Genomic DNA, 9,091 nt, shown 5'->3' on the forward strand with positions numbered 1-9,091 from the left:
CAATACCAAAGACTGCCTGATCGGAAAGGTTCCAGTCGAGGCCCAGTCTGCCTCCGATGCCCTTTCTGTTTCGATTGCGGGTGCCTTCTTGCTCCAGGAAGTAAGTTGTATCGTTTTGATAGCCTTCCCTGTATGTCTCCCTGTTTCCCGGGTAATGCTGGCTGTGGAAGTCCATGCCTCCATACAGATTGACATTGTTTTTGCGGTAATTGACCAGGAAATCCCCTTCATATTTATCTTTTGTACCCAAGGAAGCATTTACGATGCCGCTTAATCCGCTCTGTTTCTTTTTCTTGGTCACAACGTTTATGATACCGGCAGTCCCCTCAGGATCATATTTGGCTGAGGGATTGGTGATGATCTCAATATTTTCTATTGTACTGGCAGGTATCTGTTGTAGTGCCTCGCTGCCTTCGAGCACACTGGGCCTGCCATCAATCAGAACGGTGAAGTTTCCGCTTCCTCTTAGCGCGACATTCCCTTCTATATCAACGTCAACGGAAGGAGTGTTTTCGAGGACATCGACCGCGGTACCCCCGGAAGCCAGAATATCCTGGCTTACATTCACCACTTTCTTATCGATCCTGTATTCTATGGGAGAGCGGTCGGCAACTACCTCAATGCCTTCAAGGCTGATATTGGCAGGTTCAAGTAATATCGCAGGAAGCTGAATGAATTTGTTTTCCTGGTTAATAACAATTTCTGACGAGGAATAAAGATTAAAACCAATAAAATTTACCTTTAAATAATATTTGCCGTAAGGTATATTTTCAATGAGGAATATTCCATCGGGATTGCTGACGGTTCCGTTAAACATGACGGTATCCGGAAGACTGAACAATACAACTGTCGCATATTCGACGGGTTCCCTGGTTTGTTTGTGTAAGACCCTGCCCTCCAGGGATCCTTTACCGGCTGGAGGAAGGTCTCCATCATGCAGAAATGTTTTCGGCAAAACCTGTCCGCTTATGACAAGGAGAAAAAGAAACGACAGCAGTTTACTAATTCTTGTTTTCACCTGAGCTTAACGATTTTTTAATGGGAGCCAAGATACATAATTTATCCCTTAACAGGATAGGTTGTATAAAGTTCACTATATATGATAGAAATCCGGGATTACAGTTTAATTTTTTAAAAAAACTTTGTAAATGCTAACGAAGGATGTTGTTTATTGTGCCGGATAGTGTAATTTTATATTTGTAAATTGCTACATGACTGTAAAAGTTAACAAATTCGTACTGACTCGTTTTCATGTATTTTTAGTAGTATTTCTTATACTGGTTCAGATAAGCAATGCCCAGGAAGATACAGCGAAAGCGTATACGCCATTCCGGGAAGGCCGGTGGTTGCTCGGGTTTTCGGGTAATGTGCGTTCTTCCTTTGTCACCAATGCTTTCAGTTGGAGGAAGGAGCTTAATTTCACCAACGGATATCAGCTTGAGATCATAGGGGGGAAATTTATCAGGGAGAGGTTTACCATTGGGCCTATATTTTCCATTGCACGGCAGAACCTCGAAGAAAACACCGAATCGGAGTATGAAATTTTCAGGATAGGGCCCTGGTTTCGTTATTATCTGACCCGTGAAGGGGTAGCGGCTTTGTATCCCAATCTGATGCTGTATTATGCGAATTATTACACACACTCACTGATTCAGCAGCCTGTAAAGGTTTTTGATTTGGAAAAGCGGGGGCAAGGCCCTGGAGTTGGGTTTGGGCTCGGGTTTAATTATGTGATTAAAGATATTGCCGTTTTAGAGATCAATCTGAATTATTATTACGCTTATCTTTTTGGGGAAGAAGTGGATTACATCAATGAAATAAGGAGTGATAAACAGTTCAGTATAGGAGATCTCTATCTTTCTTTTGGATTTTCGGTGCTTTTAAAGGATGGTAAGCAATGAAGAGACTAACAGGCATATTGGGGTTGATCCTGATTTTTAGTATTTGTTCTTTTTCCCAGGAAGAAGATCCCTCCCTGTTCAAGTTCGATACATTAAAAGTCAGGAAGAAATTCCAGATAGTCGGATTACCCATTGTATTCTATACTCCGGAAACCAGTGTGGGATTTGGAGCTGGTACGCAATTATTTCTTCATCGACAGGCCAATATTTACAATGCCCGTGAGTCAAATATTCTGGTAACAGCTATTTATACTTTAAATAAGCAGTTCATCATTGATGCGAGGCCAAAGATCTATTTTCAGTTTGGCGACTGGATGATGGACGGCAGTTTTAAATACAAGATATTTCCCAACAAATTCTGGGGTATTGGCAATTTTACTCCCGATTCCAATGAAGAGTCATATAATATGGAGTCATTTGAGGTTTCGGCAGCATTTCTGAAATATCTGCCTCCATCACTTAATTTCGGACTTGAATATGTTTTTGCCGATCATAAGATGCTGGAGATCAAAGAAGGCGGCATCCTTGATACAAGCGCAATCCCGGGCTCAAGGGGTTGCAGGGCATCGGGTATTTTTGTTGTTTTTAACCTTGACAACCGGGATAATATCTTTTTCCCTTACAAGGGTAATTTCATGCAAATCAAGGCCGGTTTTGCCAGCAAGGTATTGGGAAGTACATATAGTTATAATAAGTTCATTATTGATTTGCGCAAGTATATCCGGTTGACACGTACGATAGTGCTGGCATCCCAGATATATCTTGAAGACGGTTATGGGACTGTCCCTTTTCAGTCGAAGTCATACCTGGGTGGGCCTGAAAGAAACCGTGGTTATTATAAGGGCAGGTATATCGACGACCACCTAGGATCGGCTCAGGTGGAAGTCAGATGGAGGTTCACTCCACGTTGGGTTCTGGCCGGGTTTGCTTCCGGAGGTGAAGTTTCAAGTTTGCCATGGGATTATTTTCGCGACCTGAAATTCAGTTTCGGAGGAGGAATACGTTACCAGCTGTTGAAAAAAGCTCCGACACTGCTTCGCTTTGATGCAGGTATTGGGGAAGATGGAAATATTGGTTTCTATTTTAGCGTTAATGAAGCGTTTTAATGGCTTTTTTGCTTGGAATACTAAGATAATGAGTCAGTTGTTAATTCGTAAAATGAAATAGTTATTAATTCATTGTAAATATTATACAACCATCTTAAGCATTGCTTGCAAAAAAGTATTAATTTTATGATCCCAAAAAGGATCGTCAAAAATCGGACATCAAACGATTACTTATGAACAAAATCAAACCATTTGTCCTGGCTGTAATTTGGATTTTTCTGTTGGCTGTACCGGTTTTGTGTGCAGGTGAATGGGTTGTCGAGAAAAGATATAGCTTTAGGTTAAATATCCCGGATAACTGGTCAAAAACGGAATATAGCGAGGGTAAGGACTATGTGTTTGACTTCATGAGTCCTGATAAAAAAATGGCAGTTCAGGTAAGGGTTTCAGCCATTGAGAAAAGTATTTCTGAACTGGGTTATCTTATAAATCCCTTTGAAAAAGCACTTAGCCATGAAGGAATTCAAAAGCTCAGCATGGATGAGTGCATACACAACGGCACAACGGGAAAGCTCGGGGTATATACCACGGGTTTCGGGGAAGAAGGTGCCGGTATTGCCACTTTTTACGCGGTAAGGAATGGTTTTGGGTATATTGTTCTCTTTATTATACCGAATAATTTGTTTGATATCCGTCGCGATGAGATGGACCAGATCATGAAATCATTTGAGATCCTGAGTCCGGAAATCCCGGTTGCTGCAACCGCTACCGAGCCGGTTGTTTCAGAATTTGAAATTCTTGAAATGGTTTTGGAAGGGGAGGGAAATCAGAGAGTTGGTAACACTTATATCTTCCCCAATGAAACCCCGAGAATTCTAGCCTGGCTCAATTATAAAAATGCACCTCCCAAAGACCCGGTGATCATCAGGTGGGCCAGTATTACAAAGGGAAAGGAATTAAACAGAACGGTAATACAGACTTTTCCCAACAGTGAAGGAAAAACGGGATCTACACTTTACCGTCCGAATCAGGGCTGGTTGCCGGGAGAATACAAAGTCGAAATACTTTACCGCAATGAAATCATTCAGACCGCCGTGTTTGAAATTGAAGCCCCGGAAGTTACAGAGATCGCCAAAGAAAATGAACAACCTTCACAAGAAGCTCATCATGATGTTGTTATCGAAAGGGTAGAGCCACATCCCACTGTTGGTACGGAGCATTATATCCGGCAGATTAAACTGGGTCCGCTCGAATCGTTCGATTTTCACTCAGGATCCGTTGGAGTCAATACAGACGAAGATCTCGTTCTGGAAACATCCTGCAATTATAAGCTGCCTACGGTAAAAGGAAACTGGGCTTTAACAGGCAAGGCCGACTTTCAGGCAGTAACCGCCCCCCCACAGGACGGATATGTTTTTGAACGCTTTCCTGATAGAAAAGCTGCCGTCATGCCCACTAAAGAAGTCGTTGTTTTCAAATTGGAAGATGGCAGCTTCGCAAAGGTTATGGTTATTAAGCATGCATTCCTGGAAGCAGTTAGTGAACCCAGATGCCGTCATTATATAGAAGCCCTGGTGGAATACCCGGTTTTTTATTGATTTTTCTCCCATCCATTTTTCTCCCTTTGTTAATAAGTTTTGAAGTCAAAAAATGACATTTTTGGTTGATCGTTTGTGTAGGCTTTAATAGCGCACTTCTCAGGGATTCTTATATTAGTCTGGTTTGTATTGTTGTAAAATGTAGTAGGTAATTTCACCCATTTTTGTTGTTTATAAAATCTGCAGATATAAGTAATTTTACCCATTGCATTGAAACCACTTACCACTAATTTTATACCCTGTTACAAGCTATACAGGTATTCACTAAAAATTTAAGGGTCTGGGATTTAACACTATGTTCTGCATAGGCATAGTATTATATTATATTTTTTTAAGTCGGTTTTAATTGTTTTGTATAACCCAAAAATTATGGAGCTATGAAGAAATTATTCTTTGTTTTAATTGCGTTTTTGGTTTCGGGAGCATTGATTTCCCAGAACAACCAACAAACAACAACCCAGAACGGTGATCAGAATTATTCCACCGTTACACAGGTAGGCTTGATGAACGTTTCAACAGTTCAGCAGGATGAAACAGCAAGCAACACACCGGTAGGTATGAGGGTAACCACTGTAACCCAGACCGGCCAGGAAAATCAATCGCAGGTTTTCCAGACTGAAACCGGTGGAGGGGGGCATGGCCTTTTGTCGACCACACTTATCCAAAACGGTTACAAAAACATAGCGTATCAAAGTGAGTATGCACCCGGTTCTAATTCGGGGCAGACAGAGGTTGCTACCCAGGTGGGGGATGAAAATGAAGGCCGGCAAGTGATTGCTGCCGGGTATACCAATTCTCTCCGTTTATTTCAAAACGGTAACTTCAACAAATCAGATCAGATGTTGAGCGCAAACCACAGCCATGGCGAAGTGGACCAGATCGGGGATCATAATGAAGCCGACCAGGATATTTACGGATCCAATCACGGATACGGATCGGCAAAGGTATACATTGGCCAGAACGGCGATTATAACTATGCGAAGCAACATGTGTCAGGTGGAGGTCTTGGTCATATTCAGAATGCTGAAATATACCAAACCGGTAATAATAATATTGCTGAGCAAAGAGGGCATGGTAACGATTTTAGCCTTTATCTCAGGCAAACCGGAGATTATAATATTGGACGGCAGTATTCGATGGGCAATAACAATGTTGCCATCATGGAACAAATCGGTGACCATAATGATGGGGCTGTTACTTACAATCCTGTTTATTTTTATAATAATGTTGGATACCTGAATATCCAACCCTATTTTGATCCCGTAAATAATCAGTTCCAGGATGGCGGTACAAACAACAATGAATTCATGCGGGTTCAGGGTGATTATAACCACACTGCACAATATCAGTTGGGAAGCTATAACCAGGCTGTTATGTATGTTTATGGAGATCAGAATAACGCAGCACAGGAACAGCAGGGTACCTATAACTATTCCGAAATCAAGATCTACGGTGTAGACGGGGCACAACAAGGCAACGGCAACTATGCCATGACCAAGCAAACCAATAGTGGTATCAGCGCAAATCAGATCAACCATGCATATATCATCCAGGGAACCGAGAACATGTTTGTTCAAAACAACTGTGCCGGTATTTCCCAGGATGGTTTCAGCATGTATGGCAAAATCGAGCAGTACGGTGATTATAACTGGGCAAGGGTAACACAGATCGGAGATTCACACATTTCCAATGTTATCCAGAACGGCAATTCAAACTTTGCCGACATCAACCAGAGCAATTAAAGAATCCCATTATCAAACCATCAGTTATACTTTAGGGGCTGCAAAATAGTGCAGCCCTTTTTTATGGAAGGATAATTTTTCTGTCCTTCCAAATAATGCTGCCACGGATACGATTCCTTACCGACAGGATGCACATAGCGATGAATGATATATGCTGGGGGATTGCGTAGATCAGGTTCACGGCAATACTTTGATGAGCCGACAGAGAAACCGCTATCCTCATTAACAGGATGGTCAATAAATATAAAAGTCCCAGCCACATATTCCATGCAAAAGCAACCAATGGAATCCCCAAAGTGGTTATCAACATGTACAGGACCATCCAAAAGTATTGCGATCCGAAAAAATCGGCTACATTTTTTGAAAATCCTTCCAGGGCATCGTGCCAGCCTCCGTACATCCGGCAACTGATCAACCGGTTGCCAAGCAATGTGGCTACTTTCAATTTCATGGATTTCATGATTTTCATGATTTGAATATCTTCAACCGGATTTCGTTTGACCATTTCGTGAAATTGAAATTGGCGGTAAGTGGCCGCTTCGAACATCATAAATTGTCCGTTTGCCGCCGACAGATTCTTATTCTTGGTTTTCCTGACAGAAATCAGGGGGAGCAGCGTTAAAAGTATCCAGTGCATATATGGAACCGTAGCTTTTTCACCAGGACTTTTCATGATCTGATCCGGAAATATTGACAATAAAGCCAGCTTGTTTCGGCAAAGGTATTCAATTGAACTGCTGATCAAAGAAGGTGCTGTAACGACATCTGCATCAAGGAATAAAAAACAGACACCGTTTGCTTCTTTTGCAAGATTATGACAGGCAAAGTTTTTTCCTATCCAGCCATGAGAAGGATTGGCTCCTGATATTAAGCGGATCCTGGGATCATTTAACAAGAATTTTTTTACAATTTCCGGTGTTGAATCTGTACTTTGATCGTCGTATACCAGGATTTCCAGATTTTTATAATTCTGTTGCTTAAGTGTCTCCAGCAATACAGGAAGGTTTTTCTCCTCATTCCGGGCCGGAATTAAAACCGAAATAAGTCCTCTGTCGGAATAATTTCTTTGAATCAGCAGAGGTCGGCTAAAAAAATTGATCAGGCTGACTATCAACCTGAGTATTAGAAACCCTGTGACAAAAGCTGCTACCCATGTCATATTTGACGGTTTTGGTTATCTATGCAGGATTTCAGGAAAAGATTAAATTCTAACTCAATGTTTTCCGGAGTGAGTATCTCATTACCGGGATATACTTTATAATACATGAATACTGTGGGTCTTTTCTCTGAAAGGTACTCTACCAGGTTAACCATAAAAATGACACTGACTTCGGTATTTGCATTTTGTATTATCCTGAACCATCCTTTTTCAAAACTCTGAGGATACAGAAATGTTGAAATTATTTTACCCTGAGGGAATAACAGCAGGAGATTCCGGGGATTCATCAAAATATCACTTGCGTATTTTAGGGATTGAACCATGGATTTCGATCCTTTTTTAACGGAAAAGGCTCCCAATCCGCGTAAAAATGGATTTTTTTTCAGTTGCTCCTCCAGCATCATCACAAAGGGTCTTTTCCTGAATACTTTCCTGTTCAGGTGGTACGCAAAAAATCCGTCCCACCAGCTGGAATGATTGCCGATTAGCAATATCGCCTTATCGGTTGGTTCTGCTTTACCAATGATTTTTATTTCTCTGAAATTCCTTTTCAGGATAAAGCGGATGTAAAATGATAAAAAGCGGCTATAATATGCATATGGTTTTGCACTTATCATAATTTTATGGGTTGTTTCAATACCCACTTATAAATAGTACCAGGAAAAAGGATGACTGGATAAGTACTATGGGTATTGCAATTTTATTTCGGATATCAATTCCTGACTTAATAAACATAGTAAGAAAGACAAACGACAGGATGAACCAGGCGAGGTAGTTTTGGACCGGAACGACACCTCCTTTCCAATCCCACATATCATACGACATGGCAAAAGGCTCCAGGAGGAGGTCGTATAACACCAGAAGCAGGGCTCCGGTCAATGCTTTTATCAACCAGGAACGCTGAAAATTGCGTGTGATCATAAATGCTGTATAAACCACGAAGACCCAGTTAATCCCTATGAGCAAAGGGGTATGAAAGATTTTAAGTCCCATCCTGCTGCCATAGGAATATTCACCAAAGATAATTCCCGTACTTACTCCGATAGCTTCAACCAGGAAACCTGCGATGGCTGTGATTGCCGAAATTAATATAAAGGTTCTTGACCATCCTTTATGAAAAAACATCATAAGGATGAAATTCATCAGTATAGTATATGGTATGAGGAAAATTATAATATGTTTAGTAGGATTGTAAAACAGTCCGGCCAGCCCGACTGCATAAAAGACTATCAATAGCAATGTGACAAGTATATAAGGCCTTGTTTTCAGGTAATCTATCATATTAATGCGTTTTTTTCAGGATTTCGTTGGCTACTATTTTAGCGGAGGAAAGGCAGATGGGTATTCCGCCTCCTGGATGGACGCTCCCACCGGTAAAGAACAAGTATTTGAATTTGCGGATTTGATTGGGATGCCGGTTGAAGGCAGCCATTTTGCTGTTTCCGTTCCGGCCATAAAGAGATCCGCGATACGATCCGGTTCTATCGGCAATAGTTTCCGGTGTTAAAAAGTGTTCAAAAACTATATAATCTTCTATATTGGTTTCCAGCATCCGGTTAATTTTGTTAACAATATGTCGCCGGGTATCTGAAATGATCCGGGTCCAGTCTTGTCCTAAATCGGGAGGGACATTGATCATAACAAA

General features: G+C 41.3%; 9 protein-coding genes. 4 read left to right on the top strand and 5 right to left on the bottom strand.

Annotated features, from left to right (window positions below):
• Window positions 1-1,018, bottom strand: a 1,018-nt coding sequence (locus KKA81_00990) for a TonB-dependent receptor (protein MBU2649483.1), incomplete at its 3' end; no start/stop codon positions are given.
• A 193-nt stretch (window positions 1,019-1,211) separates the two neighbouring features.
• On the opposite strand from KKA81_00990, the gene KKA81_00995 reads away from it, so the two are divergent.
• The 4 genes from KKA81_00995 to KKA81_01010 all read left to right on the top strand — a co-directional run bounded on the left by KKA81_00995 (window position 1,212) and on the right by KKA81_01010 (window position 6,287).
• The gene (locus KKA81_00995; GenBank protein MBU2649484.1) at window positions 1,212-1,901 is read left to right on the top strand and encodes a hypothetical protein; all 690 of its coding nucleotides are present in this window, start codon (window positions 1,212-1,214) and stop codon (window positions 1,899-1,901) included.
• On the top strand, window positions 1,898-3,007 hold the full coding sequence (locus KKA81_01000; protein ID MBU2649485.1) for an outer membrane protein assembly factor: 1,110 nt from the start codon (window positions 1,898-1,900) through the stop codon (window positions 3,005-3,007). Before KKA81_00995 ends, KKA81_01000 begins: the two co-directional genes overlap by 4 nt.
• Before the next feature lie 173 nt (window positions 3,008-3,180).
• Window positions 3,181-4,545, top strand: coding sequence for a hypothetical protein (locus KKA81_01005; GenBank protein ID MBU2649486.1), 1,365 nt, complete (start codon window positions 3,181-3,183; stop codon window positions 4,543-4,545).
• Between the two features lie 377 nt (window positions 4,546-4,922).
• The gene (locus KKA81_01010; protein ID MBU2649487.1) at window positions 4,923-6,287 is read left to right on the top strand and encodes a hypothetical protein; all 1,365 of its coding nucleotides are present in this window, start codon (window positions 4,923-4,925) and stop codon (window positions 6,285-6,287) included.
• 61 nt (window positions 6,288-6,348) lie between these two features.
• Here KKA81_01010 and KKA81_01015 read toward each other — a convergent pair whose 3' ends face one another.
• The 4 genes from KKA81_01015 to KKA81_01030 form a co-directional block, all read right to left on the bottom strand.
• Window positions 6,349-7,446, bottom strand: a complete 1,098-nt coding sequence (locus KKA81_01015; protein ID MBU2649488.1) for a glycosyltransferase family 2 protein — start codon at window positions 7,444-7,446, stop codon at window positions 6,349-6,351.
• The gene (locus tag KKA81_01020; GenBank protein ID MBU2649489.1) at window positions 7,443-8,063 is read right to left on the bottom strand and encodes a lysophospholipid acyltransferase family protein; all 621 of its coding nucleotides are present in this window, start codon (window positions 8,061-8,063) and stop codon (window positions 7,443-7,445) included. Before KKA81_01020 ends, KKA81_01015 begins: the two co-directional genes overlap by 4 nt.
• A gap of 16 nt (window positions 8,064-8,079) precedes the next feature.
• Complete coding sequence (locus KKA81_01025; protein MBU2649490.1) at window positions 8,080-8,727, bottom strand: carotenoid biosynthesis protein; 648 nt, start codon at window positions 8,725-8,727, stop codon at window positions 8,080-8,082.
• A 1-nt stretch (window position 8,728) separates the two neighbouring features.
• Window positions 8,729-9,091 (bottom strand): phytoene desaturase (locus KKA81_01030; GenBank protein MBU2649491.1); only part of this gene is annotated, 363 nt, incomplete at its 5' end.

Source organism: Bacteroidota bacterium, assembly GCA_018831055.1.
GTDB lineage: Bacteria > Bacteroidota > Bacteroidia > Bacteroidales > B18-G4 > M55B132.

Excerpts from the sequence above, each read along its gene's own strand:
- KKA81_01010 (MBU2649487.1), top strand. The coding sequence starts at position 4,923 with ATGAAGAAATTATTCTTTGTTTTAATTGCGTTTTTGGTTTCGGGAGCA.
- KKA81_01000 (MBU2649485.1), top strand. The coding sequence starts at position 1,898 with ATGAAGAGACTAACAGGCATATTGGGGTTGATCCTGATTTTTAGTATT.
- KKA81_00995 (MBU2649484.1), top strand. The coding sequence starts at position 1,212 with ATGACTGTAAAAGTTAACAAATTCGTACTGACTCGTTTTCATGTATTT.
- KKA81_01005 (MBU2649486.1), top strand. The coding sequence starts at position 3,181 with ATGAACAAAATCAAACCATTTGTCCTGGCTGTAATTTGGATTTTTCTG.
- KKA81_01020 (MBU2649489.1), bottom strand. The coding sequence starts at position 8,063 with ATGATAAGTGCAAAACCATATGCATATTATAGCCGCTTTTTATCATTT.
- KKA81_01015 (MBU2649488.1), bottom strand. The coding sequence starts at position 7,446 with ATGACATGGGTAGCAGCTTTTGTCACAGGGTTTCTAATACTCAGGTTG.
- KKA81_01025 (MBU2649490.1), bottom strand. The coding sequence starts at position 8,727 with ATGATAGATTACCTGAAAACAAGGCCTTATATACTTGTCACATTGCTA.